At 71.3% G+C, this 18,410-nt stretch carries 16 protein-coding genes; 11 read left to right on the forward strand and 5 right to left on the reverse strand.

Going from position 1 to position 18,410, the window contains the following annotated elements; all coding sequences use genetic code 11:
* The 4 genes from ACZ6TI_RS45065 to ACZ6TI_RS45080 form a co-directional block, all read right to left on the reverse strand.
* The coding region (locus tag ACZ6TI_RS45065; RefSeq protein ID WP_465351451.1) for a sigma-70 family RNA polymerase sigma factor at positions 1 to 266 on the reverse strand (266 nt) is incomplete at its 3' end.
* A gap of 79 nt (positions 267 to 345) precedes the next feature.
* Positions 346 to 2,865 (reverse strand): putative bifunctional diguanylate cyclase/phosphodiesterase, encoded by a 2,520-nt coding sequence (locus tag ACZ6TI_RS45070; protein ID WP_465351452.1) that lies wholly within the window; start codon positions 2,863 to 2,865, stop codon positions 346 to 348.
* Positions 2,856 to 4,451: a S8 family serine peptidase gene (locus ACZ6TI_RS45075; RefSeq protein WP_465351453.1), complete on the reverse strand. Its 1,596-nt coding sequence runs from the start codon at positions 4,449 to 4,451 to the stop codon at positions 2,856 to 2,858. The genes ACZ6TI_RS45070 and ACZ6TI_RS45075 overlap by 10 nt, the downstream gene beginning before the upstream one ends.
* Positions 4,452 to 4,572: 121 nt before the next feature.
* Positions 4,573 to 5,598 (reverse strand): medium chain dehydrogenase/reductase family protein, encoded by a 1,026-nt coding sequence (locus tag ACZ6TI_RS45080; protein ID WP_465351454.1) that lies wholly within the window; start codon positions 5,596 to 5,598, stop codon positions 4,573 to 4,575.
* Between the two features lie 101 nt (positions 5,599 to 5,699).
* On the opposite strand from ACZ6TI_RS45080, the gene ppgK reads away from it, so the two are divergent.
* Positions 5,700 to 6,458 (forward strand): polyphosphate--glucose phosphotransferase, encoded by a 759-nt coding sequence (ppgK, locus tag ACZ6TI_RS45085; RefSeq protein WP_465351455.1) that lies wholly within the window; start codon positions 5,700 to 5,702, stop codon positions 6,456 to 6,458.
* Positions 6,459 to 6,461: 3 nt separating this feature from the next.
* Positions 6,462 to 6,926 carry a PPOX class F420-dependent oxidoreductase gene (locus ACZ6TI_RS45090; RefSeq protein ID WP_465351456.1) on the forward strand — a complete coding sequence of 155 codons (465 nt, stop codon included), beginning with the start codon at positions 6,462 to 6,464 and terminating at the stop codon, positions 6,924 to 6,926.
* A gap of 4 nt (positions 6,927 to 6,930) precedes the next feature.
* Here the strand turns inward: ACZ6TI_RS45090 and ACZ6TI_RS45095 are convergent, their stop codons facing one another.
* Positions 6,931 to 7,494 carry a hypothetical protein gene (locus ACZ6TI_RS45095; protein ID WP_465351457.1) on the reverse strand — a complete coding sequence of 188 codons (564 nt, stop codon included), beginning with the start codon at positions 7,492 to 7,494 and terminating at the stop codon, positions 6,931 to 6,933.
* A 368-nt stretch (positions 7,495 to 7,862) separates the two neighbouring features.
* Here ACZ6TI_RS45095 and ACZ6TI_RS45100 point away from each other — a divergent pair, with 368 nt between their 5' ends.
* The 9 genes from ACZ6TI_RS45100 (at position 7,863) to ACZ6TI_RS45140 (ending at position 18,092) form a co-directional block, all read left to right on the forward strand.
* On the forward strand, positions 7,863 to 9,830 hold the full coding sequence (locus ACZ6TI_RS45100; RefSeq protein WP_465351458.1) for an alpha-1,4-glucan--maltose-1-phosphate maltosyltransferase: 1,968 nt from the start codon (positions 7,863 to 7,865) through the stop codon (positions 9,828 to 9,830).
* 50 nt (positions 9,831 to 9,880) lie between these two features.
* On the forward strand, positions 9,881 to 11,659 hold the full coding sequence (treS, locus tag ACZ6TI_RS45105; RefSeq protein ID WP_465351459.1) for a maltose alpha-D-glucosyltransferase: 1,779 nt from the start codon (positions 9,881 to 9,883) through the stop codon (positions 11,657 to 11,659).
* The gene (locus ACZ6TI_RS45110) at positions 11,656 to 12,957 is read left to right on the forward strand and encodes a maltokinase N-terminal cap-like domain-containing protein (RefSeq protein WP_465351460.1); all 1,302 of its coding nucleotides are present in this window, start codon (positions 11,656 to 11,658) and stop codon (positions 12,955 to 12,957) included. Before treS ends, ACZ6TI_RS45110 begins: the two co-directional genes overlap by 4 nt.
* Before the next feature lie 17 nt (positions 12,958 to 12,974).
* On the forward strand, positions 12,975 to 15,131 hold the full coding sequence (glgB, locus tag ACZ6TI_RS45115; protein ID WP_465351461.1) for a 1,4-alpha-glucan branching protein GlgB: 2,157 nt from the start codon (positions 12,975 to 12,977) through the stop codon (positions 15,129 to 15,131).
* 364 nt (positions 15,132 to 15,495) lie between these two features.
* Positions 15,496 to 15,903 (forward strand): hypothetical protein, encoded by a 408-nt coding sequence (locus ACZ6TI_RS45120; protein ID WP_465351462.1) that lies wholly within the window; start codon positions 15,496 to 15,498, stop codon positions 15,901 to 15,903.
* A complete protein-coding gene (locus tag ACZ6TI_RS45125; RefSeq protein ID WP_465351463.1) occupies positions 15,900 to 16,094 on the forward strand; it encodes a DUF5957 family protein in 195 nt (64 codons plus the stop codon). The genes ACZ6TI_RS45120 and ACZ6TI_RS45125 overlap by 4 nt, the downstream gene beginning before the upstream one ends.
* A gap of 20 nt (positions 16,095 to 16,114) precedes the next feature.
* A complete protein-coding gene (locus ACZ6TI_RS45130) occupies positions 16,115 to 17,227 on the forward strand; it encodes a sensor histidine kinase (RefSeq protein WP_465351464.1) in 1,113 nt (370 codons plus the stop codon).
* 44 nt (positions 17,228 to 17,271) lie between these two features.
* The gene (locus ACZ6TI_RS45135) at positions 17,272 to 17,436 is read left to right on the forward strand and encodes a hypothetical protein (RefSeq protein WP_465351465.1); all 165 of its coding nucleotides are present in this window, start codon (positions 17,272 to 17,274) and stop codon (positions 17,434 to 17,436) included.
* A complete protein-coding gene (locus tag ACZ6TI_RS45140) occupies positions 17,433 to 18,092 on the forward strand; it encodes a response regulator (RefSeq protein WP_465351466.1) in 660 nt (219 codons plus the stop codon). Before ACZ6TI_RS45135 ends, ACZ6TI_RS45140 begins: the two co-directional genes overlap by 4 nt.
* Positions 18,093 to 18,410 lie beyond the last annotated feature (318 nt).

Raw genomic sequence — 18,410 nt, forward strand, 5'->3', positions numbered from 1 at the left:
GGGATGGCGTAGCCGGCGAAGTCGACGCCGCGTTCGGGGTCGAACTTGTCGACGGCTTTGATCAGGCCGACGTTGGCGGTCTGGATCAGGTCGTCGGTGGGTTCGCCGCGGCCGGCGTAGCGGTGCGCGAGGTGCCGGGCGAGAGGCAGCCACGCCTCGATCGCACGATCCCGCGTCCGGGCGCGCTCCGGCCCGGCGGGTGCGGCCGACATGGCGGCCAGCAGTTCGGTGGCGGTGCTTGTCGGGGAATCACTCGCAGTGATCATGGAAGGTCCTCCATCAGACGGGCAGAGAGCCGTGCCCGCACGCGGCGACCGTACGTACCTCTCACGCTAACCGCTCGGCCTATTCCTGACCAGCCGAAAGTATGAGTGACGTTCCGTGCTCAATCACCCAATCGAGGAATTGCTCGGCGGGCAGCGGCCGGGACAGCAGAAAGCCCTGCACCACGTCGCAGCCCTCCTGGGCCAGGTATGCGTACGTCGCCCGGTCCTCCACGCCCTCGGCCACCACCTGCAGGTCGAGGGCGTGCCCGAGCTGCACCGCCGAGCGCACCACCGCGCGGTCCCGGTGGTCCTCCGAGCTGCGCATCACGAAGGACTTGTCGATCTTCACCTCGTGCAGCGGGAGCGCCCGCAGCCGGCCCAGCGACGAGTAGCCGGTGCCGAAGTCGTCGATCGACAGCTTCACGCCGAGCGCGTGCAGCCGCTCGAGCGTGGCCGTGCTGCCCTCCGGATCGGCCAGGATCGTGCCCTCGGTGATCTCCAGGGTCAGCCGGTGCGGCGGGCTGCCGGTCTGCTCCAGCAGCAGCGCGACGATCTCCGGCAGCTCGGTGTCGAGCAGGCTGTTCGGCGACAGGTTGACCGCCACGTCCAGGTCGTGACCGCGCTCGGCCCAGGCCGCCCGGCGGCGCAGCGCCACCTCCAGCACGTGCAGGGTGAGGGGGCGGATCAGGCCGCTGTGCTCGGCCAGCGGGATGAACGTGTCCGGCGGGATCGGGCCCAGCCGCGGGTGGTGCCAGCGGGCCAGCGCCTCGGCGCCGATCACCCGGCCGGTGCGTGGTTCGACCTTGGGCTGGAACACGACCACCAGATCGCGGTTCTCCACCGCCGTGCGCAGGTCGGCGATCAGGGCCAGCCGCTGCGGGCTGTGCTGGTCCGCGGCCGGGTCGTAGAGGCGCAGGCCGCTGTGGTGCTCCTTGGCGGCGTACATGGCGACGTCGGCGTGCCGGATCAGGGTCTGCGGGTCGTCGCCGTGCAGCGGCGCCGCGGCCACCCCGACGCTGGCCCGCGCGGTGATCGTCATCGGGTCCATCCGGACCGCGCGCTCGACCACGCCGCCCAGCTCGGCCGCCGCGGCCACCGCCGCCTCCACCGACCCGGAGGTGGGCACCAGCACCGCGAACTCGTCGCCGCCCAGCCGGGCGACCACGCCGTCACCGGCCAGGTGGGTGCGCAGGCGCTCGCCGATCTCCCGGAGCAGCGCGTCGCCGGTGTCGTGGCCGAGCGCGTCGTTGATCTCCTTGAACCGGTCGAGATCGAGCAGCATCACGGCCACCCCGGTGCCGTCCCGGCGGGCGTCCGCCAGCGCCTGGTCGAGCAGCTGGTGGAAATAGCGGCGGTTGGGCAGGCCGGAGAGCGGGTCGTGCAGCGACAGGTGCAGCTTGTCGGCGGCCTCGCGGCGCAAGCGGTCGAAGTTCACCGCCCGGCCCAGCGCGGCGCCCGCGTGGTTGGCCAGCGCCCGGAACAGGGTGAGGCGGGCGGCGGTGAAGGGCCCGCCGTCGGTCATGTGCTCGCGCACCACCAGCACCGCCCGGTCGTCGCCGTGCGCGACCGGGACGGCCATCGCGTCGCCGTCCGGTCGCAGCACCGGCTCACCACGGTCCAGGGCAGGCATCAGCCAGGCATCGTCGGCCGCCCAGCCGAGCTCGCGCACGAAACCCGTAGCCTGGCCGCTGAGCCGGACGTGGCGCACGCCCTCGGGGACCCGGTGGACCAGCTCGGCGGTGTCCGCGCGCAGCACGTCGCGCAACAGCCCGAGCACCACCGTGAGCAGCTCGTCGACCGTGCCGTTGCCGTCCAGCGCCCGGGTGAACTCGTAGAGCTGCTGCACCTCGGCGTTGCCGTGGCCGAGCAGCACATAGGCCCGGTACGCCAGGAACAGCACCACAGCGATCACCGCGACCAGGATCAACGCCCACCGGGCCTGCACCGCCGCGGAGAAGCTGACCAGCGCGATCGTGGTGGTGACGGCGACCATCCAGACGCTGCGCAGCGCGGCCGGCAGCCGGCGCCACTCCCCCGGATCGTCGTGCAGGGCGATCACCGCGGTCAGCAGCACCACGGACACCACGTCGGCGAGCACCATCGCGGCATATGCGGCGAGCCAGCCGCGCAGCCCCGGGCCGGTCGCCGTGTGACCCAGCGCCTCCGGGGCGAGCAGGTGGAACACCAGCACCGCCACGCTCGCCTGCACGCCCAGCAGCGCCGCGTTGAAGGCCAGCTTGGCGCCGCGCTGGCGGCGCAGCATCCGCAGCCCGGCGGCGCCCGCCAGGGTGCGGGTCAGGATCACCGTGACCGGATCGAAGGCGAGCAGGCCGAGCACCATCGGGAACTCGCTGAGGCTGACCGCGTGCGCGCCGCGGCGCACCCGGACGAACACCGTGAAGCCCTCGGTGAGCGCGAACAGGCCGATCAGCGCGACCAGCCACCAGGCGCCGCCGGGCAGCACCGGCGCGTGCACGCCGTGCCGAGCGAAGCCGGCCGTCACCACGGCGGCGGCCAGACCGAGCACGGCGGTCAGCGCGCCCACCCGCACGGAGGGGCGCGACCACCACGCGGACGCGTCCGGCCGGATCAGTGCCATGGGTCTCCGGTCCAGCCGCCGGAGGCCCAGGTGCGGCCCGCCCAGGTGCGCCCGGCCCAGGTGCCGCTCGCCCAGGTGCGGCCGGTCCAGTACGCACTCGCCCAGGTGCGCCCGGCCCAGTCGGCGCCGGCCCAGGTGCGCCCGGTCCAGGTCACGCCCGCCCAGGTGCGCTGGTCGCCGACGTTCGCGCCGAACGCGTCGCCGGCCCACCGGGTGCCGTTGAAGGTGCCGCCGGTCCAGCTCGTCTCGGTGCGCGAGGCGAGCGACCAGGACGGAGCGTTCCAGGCCTTGCCGAAGATGTCCCTCTCGCCGGTCAGCGCGGCGTCGTTGGCCGGGTCGTAGACGTGCGTGCCGCCGCGCGCCCGCTCCAGCGAGCCGAGGCCGGTCGCGGTGAGGTTGAGCTGTGCGGCGTCCGTCGGCTTCTTGGCGGCCGCGGCCACCCCGACGTTGATCTGACCGCTGCCGCCGGCCAGCGCGTCCGCGCCGGCGATCGGCGTGGCGGTGCTCATCAGCAGCTTCTTGACCTGGTCCGGGGTCAGATTCGGGCGCTGCTCCAGGAGCAGCGCGACGGCGCCGGAGACCACCGCGGCGGCCTGCGAGGTGCCGCTTCCGCGGACCAGCCGCTGGGCCGGGTCGGCGGTGGTGCTCAGCCGGGCGGCCGGGTAGGTGCGGTCGACGTACGAGCCGGGGACGCGCAGCGAGACCACCGAGCGGCCGGGCGCGAGGACGTCGGCGTGCCGGGCCACGTTGCCGCGGTTGCTGAAGTCGGCGACCACGTCGTCGGTGCGCGTCTCGGTGCCGCGGGCGTCGGCGGCGCCCACCGCGATCACGTCCGGGTCGGCGGCCGGCATGGTCAGGTTGCTCGCACCGAAGCCGTCGTTGCCGGCCGAGACGACCACCACGATGCCCTTGCTCCAGGCCTGCTCGACCGCGAAGGCCAGCGGGTCGAGCGTGGCCGGCTGGGTCGACTCGGTGCCGAAGGACAGGTTGAGCACCCGGATGTTCATGCCCGGGTCGCTGCGGTGCTCGACCACCCAGTCGATGGCCGCGATCACCTGCGAGACGTCGCTGGCGCCGTCGGACGCGGCCACCTTGAGGCTGATCAGGCGCGCGCCGGGCGCGACCCCGTCGAACCGCGACGCGCCGGTCACGCTCGCCGGGTCACTGCCGGCGATGATCCCGGCCATGTGCGTGCCATGCCCATAGGTGTCCAGGTTGCGCAGGTTCGGCGCCTGCGACTCGAAGGAGAGGTCGGGGCCGTGGATCACCTTGCCGGGGGCGTTCAGCCCGGGAATCGGCGCGACACCCGAGTCGATCAGCGCCACACCCACCCCGGCGCCGGTCAGCCGCACTCCGGTCTTGGCGGCGCCCGAGTCCGGGTCGGCCTTGTCGGTCTTGTCGCCGCCCGCGCCGCGCACGATGGGCGCGAGCAGGGCGCTGCCGATCTGGTTCAACCAGCCCTCGCCGCTCATCAGCCGGACCTCCGCGCCGGCAGCCGGCGCGGCGACCGCGGGACCGGAGAGGCCGACAGTGAGCGCCGCGGCCATGCCGGTGGCGGCGACGATTCGGAGCGGGCTGCGCCGCATGGCGACTCCTTCGGTGGCGACGAGACGGCAGCCGGGGGTGTCCGCCGGACGTCGTCGCCTGGTTCTCGACCTCCTTTTCGGCACGGCACACCCGGACTTGACCCGAATTCCCCAGCGGGTCTCAGGCGGTCAGCACGACCTTGCCGCTGACGGTGCCGGACTCGGCCAGCCGCATCGCCTCGGCGGCGCTGGTCAGCGGCAGCTCGGCGGCGACCGGCGCGGTCAGCCGGCCGGCCGCCATCGCCTCGAAGACCTCGGTCAGGTCGGCGCGCAGCCGGGCCCGGAACTTCGCCTTGTTCCGCAGCCCGCCCCACACGTTGTAGAAGTGCGCGCGGCGCCCGTTCGGCGTGAAGTTCCACCAGTACAGCCGCCCGAACAGCTTGAGCAGCGGGATCTGCGCGTTGCCGGTGTCGTCGCGCGTGGAGGCGCTGCCGTAGGAGAGCAGCGCGCCACCGCGGCGCAGCAGCTTCCACGAGGTCACGATGCCGGGGCCGCCGACGTGGTCGAACACGGCGTCCACCCCGTCCGGCGCGATCGCCCGCACCTGGGCGCCGATGTCGCCGCGGTAGTCCACCGGCTCGACGCCGCGCGCACGCAGCGCGTCGTGGTGGCGGGCCGAGGCGGAGCCGATCACCCGGGCGCCGGCCAGCTGGGCGAGCTGCACCAGGGTCGAGCCGACGCCGCCGTTCGCGCCCATCACGAAAACCGTCTGGCCGGCCCGGACCCGGGCGTGCCGGTGCAGCATCTGCCACGCGGTGATGCCGTTCACCACCACGGTCTCGGCCTGTGCGGCGCTCAGCCCGGCGGGCACGTCGACCAGGTCGGCGGCGTCCACCACCAGATGGCTGCTCCAGCCGCCGACCTTGGTCAGCGCGGCCACCCGGCGGCCGGTCAGCGCGGCGTCGACGCCGGCGCCCACCGCCTGGACCCGGCCGACCAGGTCGTATCCGGGCACGAACGGGTAGGGCGGCTGGTCGTAGTAACGCCCGCGGCGCATCTGCTGCTCGGCGAAGCTGACGCCCGTCGCCTCCATCCGGATCAGCGCCTGACCAGCGCCGGGACTGGGCACCGGGCGGTGCGCGACCTGCAGGCCCTCGGGCTCGACGATGCCGGGAAGGATGATTTCGGTCAGTCCGTTAGAGGTCATAACTTGAGTGTTACCCATTAACTGGCAATCGTCAAGTGATTCGATGGCGGCGGCACGTGGTACTAAGCAGGAACTGCAACCGCGATCAGACGGGAAGACAGATGGCCATCCTCGGCATCGACATCGGCGGCTCGGGCGTCAAGGGCGCCCCGGTCGACACGGTCCGCGGCGAGCTGCTCGAGGAGCGCTACCGCGTGGCGACCCCACAGCCGTCCGACGTGACCAGCGTGGTGGACGCGGTGGCCGAGGTGGCCGCGCAGTTCGCCGGCTTCGACCGGGTCGGCGTCACGTTCCCGGGCGTGGTCGTCGACGGCGTCACCCGCACCGCGGCGAACGTCGACAAGTCCTGGCTCGACGCGCCGGCCGCGCAGCTGTTCGCCGACCGCCTCGGAGCGCCGGCCACGGTGCTCAACGACGCGGACGCGGCCGGGGTGGCCGAGGTGGCGTTCGGCGCCGGCGCCGGCCGGCGCGGGCTGATCATGATGCTCACCTTCGGCACCGGCATCGGCAGCGCGCTGTTCCTGGACGGCACGCTGATCCCGAACACCGAGTTCGGCCACCTCGAGCTGGACGGCAAGGACGCCGAGCTGCGCGCCTCCGACCGGGCCCGCGAGCAGGACGACCTGAGCTGGGAGAAGTGGGCCGGCCGGGTGCAGGACTACCTGCGCCACGTCGAGATGCTGCTGTCCCCGCGGCTGTTCATCATCGGCGGCGGCGTCTCCAAGAAGTCCGACCGCTTCTTCCCGCTGATCGACATCCGCACCCCGATCGTGCCGGCCACCCTGCTGAACAACGCGGGCATCATCGGCGCGGCCGTGACCGCCCAGATCACCACCACGCCCGCGACCGTGGGGAGCTGACACATGGCCCGGAGCATCGCGACCAACCGGAAGGTCGAGCGCGCGGAACTGCTCGAGTTCCTGCGCCCGCGGCACCACGCGATCCTGATGACCACCCGCCGGGACGGGCGGCCGCAGTCCTCGCCGAACTCGTGCGGGGTCGACGCCGAGGGCCGCATCGTCATCTCGACCTACCCGGAGCGCGCCAAGGCGTGGAACATCCGGCGCAACCCGCAGGTGTCGGTGTGCGTGCTCTCCGACGACTTCGGCGGCCCCTGGGTGCAGGTCGACGGCACCGCCGAGGTGCTCGACCTGCCCGAGGCGCTGGAGCCGCTGGTGGAGTACTTCCGGGTCATCTCCGGCGAGCACCCGGATTGGGACGAGTACCGCCAGGCGATGAAGGACCAGGGCAAGTCGCTCATCCGCGTGACGATCGACGGCTGGGGCCCGATCGCCACCGGCGGTTTCCCGGCCCGGCTGGCCGACTGACGCCTCAGACCGCCACCGGCGAGTCCGAGGCCATGACTCCGAGCAGGTAATAGAGGTCGTCGCGGTGCATCGTGGCGACCGACTCGATCAGGTCCGGGTGCCGCAGCAGTGCCGCGGCCTCCCGGTCGGCCGCGTCCGGGGCGAGCAGCTTGCGGAACTCGCCGGTGCCGCGGGCGTGCGGGCGGGGCTTGCCGGCCGGGATCGCCGCGGCCACCGCGTCGACGCCCCGCCGGGCCAGCATCGGGTCGGCCAGCAGGCAGGCCGCCCAGCTGACCACGACCTCGTCGACCCAGGTGCGCCAGCCCTCGTCGGCGGCCTGTTCGTCGTCCGGCTCCGACCCGGCCCGCCAGTCCAGCACCGCCGAGCCGCCCGGGCCGGCGATCGCCACCAGCGCGGCGTCCATCGCGGTCGGGTAGCGCAGCCACGCGGCGACCGTGACGGCCTCGCGGGCCTGCAACTCGGCGCGGTCGAAGGCGACGATGTCCGAGACCGCGGGCGGATAGGCACGGGCCAGCCAGTGCGTGCTCGCCGCGATCACGGGCGACAGGTCGGCGAACGGTCCGGCCACGGGTGGTCCCCTCGTCGGCGCCGTCCCGGGCGGGACCGCGTCATGGCTCACCACTCGGCGGCCGGGACGCGGGGATGAGCAGGGTCGCCCCGATGGCACCCGACGGCAACCGACGCGCTCCCGTGGTGGCCGCGGTCAACCACGGATTCGCCGGATCGGACCGGTTGTGCCGGACGCGGAATTGCGAGCTTTTGCTGCCGGTGCGCAGGCGCGCCTCGATGCGCCGGGCTGAGCGTGCTCCGGTAGGTTGGGCGTGTCGGCGGCGCCCGTTTGCGAACGCTCCACTACGGAGAAGTTCCGATTACGGCGCATGGGCATATTCGCGTCGCCGCCCAACCGTCCAGGCCTATCTGACTACGGTGGAGATCATGACCGGACGCTTTCCCATCGAGGACGTCACACCGTCGGTGTCCTGTGGCCGCTACCCCGCCAAGGCGGTGGTCGGCGAGCTCGTTCCGGTTTCGGCGGTGTCCTACCGCGAAGGACACCACACTCTCGGGCTGAACGTGGTATGGCAGGGCCCGGACCGGCATCACGAGCCGTTCACCCGCATGCAGCCCGGCGCTCCCGGGCTCGACCAGTGGCACGCGGTGATCAAGCCGGACACCGTCGGCCGCTGGACGTTCACCATCGAGGCCTTCGACGACCCCTATCTGACCTGGCACAACGCGGTCACCAAGAAGATCGGCGCCGGGCAGGGCGTCGAGGACCTGGCGAACGACCTGTCCGAGGGCGCGGACGTGCTCGACCTGGCGCTCAAGATCGTGCCGGAGAGCGAGCAGGAGCGGGTCCGCGAGGCGGCGGCCGCGATGCGCGACGAGGAGCGGTCGCTGTTCGCCCGGGTCTCCCCCGCGCTCGAGCTGCGACCGCTGCTGTGGGAGCACCCGGTGCGCCAGCTGGTCACCACCACCCGGTCCTACGCGGTGTGGGTCGATCGCCAGCGGGCGCTCTTCTCGGCGTGGTACGAGTTCTTCCCGCGCTCCGAGGGCGCCGAGATCGGCCCGGACGCGACGCCCATCAAGCACGGCACCTTCAAGACCGCCCAGCGGCGGCTGCCCGCCATCGCGGCGATGAACTTCGACGTCGTCTACCTGCCGCCGATCCACCCGATCGGCAAGATCAACCGCAAGGGCCGCAACAACACGCTGGTGGCCCGGCCGGAGGACGTCGGCTCGCCGTGGGCGATCGGCTCCGACGAGGGCGGCCACGACGCGGTCAACCCGCTGCTCGGCACGCTCGACGACTTCCGTGAGTTCGTCGCGGTCGCGCAGGAGAACGGCCTCGAGGTCGCGCTGGACCTGGCGTTGCAGGCGGCGCCCGACCACCCGTGGGTCAGAGAACACCCGGAGTGGTTCACCACGCGCGCCGACGGCACCATCGCCTATGCCGAGAACCCGCCCAAGAAGTACCAGGACATCTACCCGCTGAACTGGGACAACGACTACCGCGGGCTGCGTGACGAGGTCTATCGCGTGGTGATGCACTGGGTGCACCAGGGCGTGCGCATCTTCCGGGTGGACAACCCGCACACCAAGGCGCTCAACTTCTGGCAGTGGCTGATCGCCAAGGTCAAGGACGAGGAACCGGATGTGCTGTTCCTGGCCGAGGCGTTCACCCGGCCGGCCATGATGAACGGGCTCGGCAAGATCGGCTTCACCCAGTCGTACACGTACTTCACCTGGCGCACCACGGCACAGGAGATGCGGGAGTACATGGACGATCTGCTCGCCTCGATCGACTGGATGCGACCCAACTTCTGGCCCAACACGCCGGACATCCTGCCGGCCCACCTGCAGCAGGGCGGGCCGCCGATGTTCAAGATCCGCACGGTGCTGGCCAGCATGTTGTCGCCGTCCTGGGGGATGTACTCGGGGCTGGAGCACTTCGAGCACGTGCCCCGGCCAGGCGCCGAGGAGAACATCGACAACGAGAAGTTCGAGCTGAAGCCGCGCGACTATGCGGCGGCCGAGCGGGCCGGCCGGTCGCTGGCTCCGTTCATCACCAAGCTCAATCAGGTCCGGCGCGACAACCCGGCCCTGCACTGGTTGCGGAACCTGCGCTTCCACGAGATCGACAACCCGGCGCTGCTGTGTTTCTCCAAGCGCGATCCGGAGACCGGCAACACCATCCTGGTGATCTGCTCGTTCGACTCGATGAACGTGCAGTGGGGCAACACCGTGCTGGACATGCCGGCGCTGGGACTGGAGTGGCACGACCGGTTCACGGTCACCGACCAGATCAGCGGCGCCGAATACGAGTGGGGACAGCACAACGCGGTGCGGATCGACCCGTACCACGAGCCTGCCCACGTCTTCGTCGTGCAGCGGCGCGACTAAGGCCCTTTGCTCTGATTGAGATCCAGCAGGTGGGGTAGGTGGGAACAACGATGGACCTGACGGAAGACCTGGACCCGAGCACAGACCACATTCCGAGCGAGGGGAGCCACGTCGAGGACGGCGTGGTGGAACACCCGACCGCGGACGACTTCGAACACGCGCGCTCACTGCCGGCCGACCGGACCTGGTTCCAGCGCGCGGTGTTCTACGAGGTGCTGGTTCGCGCCTTCTACGACTCCAGCTCGGACGGCTCGGGCGACCTGCGCGGGCTGATCGAGCGGCTGGACTACCTGCAGTGGCTCGGCGTGGACTGCCTCTGGCTGCCGCCGTTCTATCAGTCACCGCTGCGCGACGGCGGCTACGACATCAGCGACTTCTACCGCGTGCTGCCCGAGTTCGGCACGGTGGAGGACTTCGTGGCGCTGCTGGACGCGGCGCACAAGCGCGGCATCCGGGTGATCACCGACCTGGTCATGAACCACACGTCCGACCAGCACGCCTGGTTCCAGGAGTCACGGCGCGATCCCGGGGGCCCGTACGGCGACTACTACGTGTGGAGCGACACCAGCGACAAATATGAAGAGGCCCGGGTCATCTTCGTCGACACCGAGGAGTCCAACTGGACCTTCGACCCGGTGCGGCGGCAGTTCTTCTGGCACCGGTTCTTCTCGCACCAGCCGGACCTGAACTACGACAACCCCGACGTGCAGAACGCGATGCTCGACGTCCTGCGGTTCTGGCTGGACCTGGGCATCGACGGTTTCCGGCTGGACGCGGTGCCCTACCTGTTCGAGCGCGAGGGCACCAACTGCGAGAACCTGCCCGAGACGCACGCCTTCCTCAAGCACTGCCGCAAGGTGATCGACGACGAGTTCCCGGGCCGGGTGCTGCTGGCCGAGGCGAACCAGTGGCCGGCCGACGTGGTGGAGTACTTCGGCGACGCTAAGACCGGCGGCGACGAGTGCCACATGGCGTTCCACTTCCCGCTGATGCCGCGCATCTTCATGGCGGTCCGGCGCGAGTCGCGCTTCCCGATCTCCGAGATCCTGGCCCAGACGCCGGCCATCCCGGACATGGCGCAATGGGGCATCTTCCTGCGCAACCACGACGAGCTGACGCTCGAGATGGTGACCGACGAAGAGCGCGACTACATGTACTCGGAGTACGCCAAGGACCCGCGGATGAAGGCGAACGTCGGCATCCGCCGCCGGCTGGCGCCGCTGCTGGAGAACGACCGGAACCAGATCGAGCTGTTCACCGCGCTGCTGCTGTCCCTGCCCGGATCGCCGGTCCTCTATTACGGCGACGAGATCGGGATGGGCGACAACATCTGGCTCGGCGACCGCGACGGTGTGCGTACCCCGATGCAGTGGACCCCGGACCGCAACGCCGGGTTCTCCACCGCCAACCCGGGCCGGCTCCACCTGCCGGCCAACCAGGACCCGATCTACGGATACCAGTCGGTGAACGTCGAGGCGCAGCGCGACAACCACACGTCGCTGCTGAACTGGACCCGCACCATGCTGGCCGTGCGGCGCCGGCACGACGCGTTCGCCACCGGCACCTTCCGCGAGCTCGGCGGCTCGAACCCGTCGGTGCTGGCGTTCCTGCGCGAGGACAAGAGCGACGACGTGGTGCTCTGCGTCAACAACCTGTCCCGCTTCCCGCAACCGATCGAACTGAACCTGCAGCACTGGGCCGGCTACACCCCGGTGGAGCTGACGGGACACGTGAACTTCCCGCGGATCGGTCAACTCCCCTACCTGCTCACCCTGCCGGGGCACGGCTTCTACTGGTTCCAGCTCTGCGGGTCGGAGGAGAAGCAATGACGCTGCCCTACGCCGAGTGGCTCCCGCAGCAGCGCTGGTACGCCGGCCGCAACCGGACCCTGGTGTCCGCCGAACCGGCCGCGGTCACCACGCTGCGGGACAACCTCGACCTGGTGCTGCTGGACGCCACCTACGCCGACGGCAGCTCGGAGCGCTACCAGATCCTGGTCGCCTGGGATTCCGGGCCGATCTTCGAATACAGCACCGTCGCGACCATCGGCACCGACGGCGACCGCACCGGCTACGACGCGCTCTACGACCCGTCCGCCGCCCACTTCCTGCTGTCGCTGATCGCGGCCGGCGAGACGGTCGGCGACATCACGTTCCTGCCCGAGCCGGACGTGCGACTGCCGGTGGACGCCTCGCCGCGGGTGTTCGACGCCGAGCAGAGCAACACCAGCGTGATCTTCGAGCAGGAGGCGATCCTCAAGATCTTCCGGCGGGTGCAGCCCGGCATCAACCCGGACACCGAGCTCAACCGGGTGCTCGGCCGGGCGGGCAACCCGCACGTCGCGCGCCTGCTCGGCTCGTTCGACGCCGGTGACTCGCCGCTCGGCATGGTGACGGCCTATGCGGCCAACTCGGCCGAGGGCTGGGCGATGGCCACGGCCAGCGCGCGGGACCTGTTCGCGGAGGACTCCGAGCTGGCCGCCGATCAGGTGGGCGGCGACTTCCAGGGCGAGTCCTACCGGCTGGGCGAGGCGGTCGCGTCGGTGCACGCCACGCTCGCCGCCGAGCTGGGCGCAGGCCCGGCGCCGTTCCCGGTGGACGCGGTGGTGGCCCGGCTGGGCTCGGCGGTCGCCGCGGTGCCCGAGCTGGAATCGGCCGCGCCGGCCATCGAGGAGCGCTTCCGCAAGCTGACCGGCGAGTCCGTCACGGTCCAGCGGGTGCACGGCGACCTGCACCTCGGCCAGGTGCTGCGCACCCCGGCCGCCTGGTTGCTGATCGACTTCGAGGGCGAACCGGGGCATCCTCTGGAGGAACGGCGGATGCCCGACTCGCCGCTGCGCGACGTCGCCGGGATCCTGCGGTCGTTCGAGTACGCGGCGTATCAGCTGCTCGTCGATCAGGCGGACGACGAGCACCTCGCCGCCCGCGCCCGCGAATGGGTGGACCGCAACCGTGCCGCGTTCTGCGACGGTTACGCCCACGCCTCCGGCCTCGACCCGCGTCTGCAGGGCACGTTGCTGGCGGCCTACGAGCTCGACAAGGCGGTCTACGAGGCCGCATACGAAGCCCGGCACCGGCCCGGATGGCTGCGCATTCCGTTGCGCTCCATCGCGCGGCTCGTCGGCTGAGACCCCCGGAGGATCCGATGATCGGACACTCGACCACACCGTCCGCGGCCGCCGACCCCCGTGCCATGAACGCGGTGATCGCCGGGGAGACGCACGACCCGCACGGGGTGCTCGGCGCGCACCCGGCCGGCGACAACACGGTGATCCGCACGCTGCGCAAGGGTGCCAAGGAGGTCACTCTGGTGGTCGGCGGCGAGCGGGTGCCGATGGTCCCGGTGCACCCGGACGGCATCTTCGCCGCCGAGGTGCCCGGCCTGGTGCTCGACTACCGGCTCGACGTGGACGGGACGGAGTGCGACGACCCCTACCGGCATCTGCCGACGCTGGGCGAGTTCGACCTGCACCTGATCTCCGAGGGCCGGCACGAGAAGCTGTGGAAGGTGCTCGGCGCGCAGCCCAAGGACACCGGCGTGGCGTTCGCGGTGTGGGCGCCCAGCGCGCAGGGCGTGCAGGTGATCGGGGACTTCGCCGGCTGGGGGCCGTATGACGGCTGGCCGATGCGCTCGCTCGGCTCCACCGGCGTCTGGGAGCTGTACGTGCCCAACGCGCACATCGGCACCAGGTACAAGTACAAGATCCTCGGCCGCGACGGGGCGTGGCGCGAGCACGCCGACCCGCTGGCGCAACACACCGAGATCCCGCCGGCCACCGCGTCGGTGGTGTTCAAGTCCAGCTACGACTGGGCCGACGGCGAGTGGATGTCCGAGCGCGCCGCCCGGCAGTGGCACCAGGAGCCGATGAGCGCCTATGAAGTGCACCTCGGATCGTGGCGGCCCGGCCTGTCGTACACCGAGCTGGCTTCGCAGTTGGTGGAGTATGTCGTGGATGCCGGCTTCACTCACGTCGAGCTGATGCCGGTGATGGAGCATCCCTTCGGCGGATCGTGGGGATACCAGGTCACCGGCTATTTCGCGCCGACGTCCCGCTTCGGCTCTCCGGACGAGTTCCGGTTCCTGGTCGACAAACTGCACCAGGCCGGCATCGGCGTGATCCTGGACTGGGTGCCAGCGCACTTCCCCAAGGACGAGTGGGCGCTCGCGCGCTTCGACGGCACCCCGCTCTACGAGCACGGCGACTGGCGGCGCGGCGAGCAGCCCGACTGGGGCACGTACGTGTTCGACTTCGGCCGCAAGGAGGTCCGCAACTTCCTGGTGGCCAACGCGGTCTACTGGTGCGAGGAGTTCCACGCCGACGGCCTGCGGGTGGACGCGGTCGCCTCGATGCTCTATCTGGACTACTCGCGCAAGGACGGCGAGTGGACCCCGAACCAGTACGGCGGCCGGGAGAACCTCGACGCGATCAGCTTCCTGCAGGAGATGAACGCGACCGTCTACAAGAACAACCCCGGCGTGATCACCGTCGCCGAGGAGTCCACCGCGTGGCCCGGCGTCACCCGGCCCACCCACCTTGGAGGGCTCGGCTTCGGCTTCAAGTGGAACATGGGCTGGATGAACGACACCTTGTCCTATATGGAGAAGGAGCCGATCTATCGCCAGTGGCACCACCACCAGATGACCTTCGCCACGGTCTACTCCTGGAGTGAGAACTACATCCTGCCGATCAGCCACGACGAGGTCGTGCACGGCAAGGGTTCGCTGACCGGCAAGATGCCCGGCGACCGCTGGCAGAAACTGGCCAACACCCGCGCGCTGCTCGGCTTCATGTGGTCCTTCACCGGCAAGCAGCTCATCTTCATGGGCGCCGAGATGGGCGACGAGCGCGAGTGGAGCGAGGAGCGCGGCCTCGACTGGAACCTGCTGTCCGACGAGGGCGGCGGCGGTGGCATCTACCGCCTGATCCAGGACCTCAACCGCGTCTACAAGCAGACGCCGGCGCTCTGGACCCAGGACACCTCGCCGAGCGGCTTCCGCTGGATCACCAGCGAGGACAGCCAGCACAACACGTTCTCGTTCCTGCGCTTCTCCCCCAGCGGCGACATGATGGCCGTGGTCGTCAACTTCGCCGCGGTCCCGCACGAGGGCTACCGCATCGGCCTGCCGCGTCCCGGCCTGTGGCGCGAGGTGATCAACACCGACAGCACGCTCTACGGCGGCTCCGGCGTCGGCAATCTCGGCGAGGTGCACGCCGACGAGCTCCCCTGGCACGGCATGAACGCGTCGGCCTCCCTGCGCGTGCCCCCGCTCGGCGCCGTCTGGCTCCACTACGAGGGATAGTTCGGCACCGCCGGTCTCGTCCTTCCGAGGCCGGCGGTTCGTCTCTCCAGCCAAGATCAAATGCAAGGTGTCGTGCCTGGGTGGGTGGTCGCAGACCGCAGCTCCCGCCGGGCCGGGCGTGCACCTCGAGGCCGCTGGCGCGTCCAAGGCAAGGCGCGCACCCTTCACGCGGATTGCAACTCACCCCCAACCCCAAACCCCGAGTGGTAGGCCAGCCGCGCATCCGGTCCACAGATGCACGCCTGAGCTACCACTTGGATTGACAGCCCGCGGGGGTGGCTGCCCGCCGTGCCCTTCGGTGTTGACCGGGATCGTCAACATCAGCCCGATTCGGTGACGCCCCGGAATTTCTAGCGTCGTAGGCATGAATCTTCGACTCGCAGCCGCGCTGGGGCTGCTCGGGCTCATCCGGCCGGTGCTGAGCATCGTGGGCGCCTATGACTCCGGGCCGCTCACGAAACCGTTCGGGCCGCTGCTGATCACCGGGCTGCTGGCCGCGGTGTGGGTGGCCGTCGTGGTGGTGCGCAAGGTGCCGAAGCCGGTGCACACGCTGACCGCGGCCGGCCTCGCCTACGGTGTGGGCGCGATCCTGCTGAACTGGTCCCTGCAACCGTTTCTGGCCTCGGCCGAGACCATCCCGCTGCCCGGCTATCCCGCCATCCTGATCTTCAACGCCGCCCAGGGCGCCGTGCTGGGCCTGATCGCCTGGGCAATCCTGCGCCGGCGCCGGGCGGCGGCCTCTCCCGCGCCTGAGCTTCACGACCCGGCATGAGGACGGTCGGCGCGCTGGTCATCGGGATGTTCGCGGGCCTGCTGGTGGGCGTGTTGCTGACCGAAGTGGTCGGCCGGCTGACCGACCCGGCGGACAACCTCGGCGTGGCCCTGCTGCTCGGATTCGCGCCACCGCTGCTCGCGGTCGCCGGCGCGGCGGCCGGCGTGCTGGTCGAGAGACGCGCCCGGTGAATGCCGCCTACCCTGCGGAGGTGGACGCCCGCCGTGATCGCCTGCTGGACGCCGCGCTGGGCGCGCTCACCGCGGGGCTGATCGGCGCGGCGGTGACCGCGAACGTGCGCGGCGACGGGACGCCGCCGGTGGCGTACCTGTTCGCGGTGGGTTTCGGCGCGCTGATGCTGGTGCGCCGGCCCTATCCGGTGCTCACCCTGGTGGCGTCCGGCATCGGCCTGCTCGGCTACTACGCGCTGGGGCTCCCGCCGATCGGGCTGGCCCTGCCGGTCGGCGCCGCGCTCTATTCCGCGGCCGAGGCCGGGCGGCTGCGCTGGGCGATCGGCACCGCGGCGGCCCTGGTGATCGTCTCGTCGGTGGCCCGCACGGCAGGCGGCGAGGACCCCGCCTACCTGTATGCCTACGAGCTGCCCACCACGGTCGCGGTGATGGCCGCGGCGATCGTGTTCGGCGACGGCGTCCGCACCCGCCGCCTGTGGCGCGCCGAGGTGGCCGCCCGGCTGGCCCGGGAGGCCGACCGCCGGGTGCAGTCCGAGCGGGTGTCCCTGGCCCGCGACCTGCACGACGTGCTGGCCCACACGGTCTCGGTGGTGACCCTGCACGCCGACGTCGCCGCGGAGGCGATCGAGGACGGCGACGCGGCGGCCGCCCGCGTCGCGGTGGGCCGGGTCCGCGAGGCGAGCGGCGGAGCGGCCCGCGAACTGCGCGGCACCATGGCGGCCCTGCGCGGCGAGTCCGGCCTCGAGCCTCCGATCGGCATGCTCGACCGTCTCGGCGACCTGACCGCCGGCGAGCCCGTCGAGGTGACGGTCGAGGGCGACGAGCGCCCGCTGCCCCGCGTGGTCGACGCGACGGCCTATCGCATAGTCCAGGAGGCCCTGACCAACGCCCGCCGCCACGCTCCCGGCCACCCCGTCACGCTCACGGTGTCCTACCGCCCCACCGAACTCACCCTGCGCATCACCAACAACTCCCAGCACGGCCCGGACCGCACAGGGCCGGCACCCACTGGGCACGGCTTGCGCGGGATGCGTGAGCGCGCGGCCCTGCTCGGCGGATCCCTGACCGCGGGCCACAGCACAGGCGGGACTTTCGTCGTCGAGGCCGCACTACCCGCGGAGCCGGCCCAATGATTCGCGAAGGCTACGACCCGATGACCAACCGCCATCCCCCGGCCATGACCGTGACCGCGATGCCGACGCCAAGACCCCGTCAGCGAAACGACGGCCGCCGCCAAGATCGCAAGCGCGGCGCCCCGACCGTGCACGTCATGCCAGCCGACGACCAGGACGCGACGACCATCCCGGAGGCCCTCGCCATGACCGCAGGCGTGACGCCATGACTGTGCGGGTGGTGCTCGCGGATGACCAGGAGCTGGTCCGGGCCGGGCTGCGCGCGCTGCTGGAGCGCGACCCCAGCCTGACCGTCGTCGGCGAAGCCGCGGATGGGTCCGCCGCCCTCGCGCTGGTCGCGGCCGAACACCCCGACGTGGTGCTGATGGATCTGCGGATGCCGGGCGTCGACGGCATCGAGGCCACCCGCCGGATCGTCGCCGACCCGGCCCTGACCGGCGTCCGGGTGGTGGCGCTGACCACCTACGGCACCGACGACCACGTGTTCGCCGCGATCCGGGCGGGTGCGGCCGGCTTCCTGCTCAAGGACTGCGGCCCCGACGAGCTGCGGCGCGCCGTCCGGCTGGTCGCGGCCGGCGACGCCCTGCTGTCCCCCGCGGTGACCCGCCGGGTGATGGACGCCGCGATCGGCGCCACCCCGAGAGGCATCGACAACACCGCCCTGGCCGCCCTGACCGACCGCGAGCGAGATGTGCTCACCGAGATCGCGCACGGCCTCTCCAACGACGAGATCGCCGCCACCCTGCACCTGAGCCGAGCCACCGTCCGCACCTACGTCAGCCGCCTGCTCACCAAACTGACCGCCCGCGACCGCGCCCAGCTGGTGATCACCGCCTACCGAACGGGCCTGGTCCGGCCGTCCTGACGGACCTTCCTCGACAAGACCAACTCCCGATGCCGGGTTGACCTGCCGCATCGCTTCCCACCTCGGCGGCCCGGCGGGTAAAGGTGATGACCAAGCAGCGTTCGGGGAAAACATTGAGCTCGGCGCAGACATAGGCGATGCAGGATGCCGCTTCCGAACAGCGTGCCAAATCGGGTCAGCGCGTCACGCAGGCTTGGTCGGCCACCGTCTCCTCGCGGCCTCCTCGGACCCGATCTCCGCCCTGACGACACCACCTCTTTCGGTCCGCGCCGAAATCCGACGGGCAGGTAGTCGCAAAGCTGCCGAATGTGGCGACCG

This window comes from Actinoplanes sp. NPDC051388, from assembly GCF_055586225.1.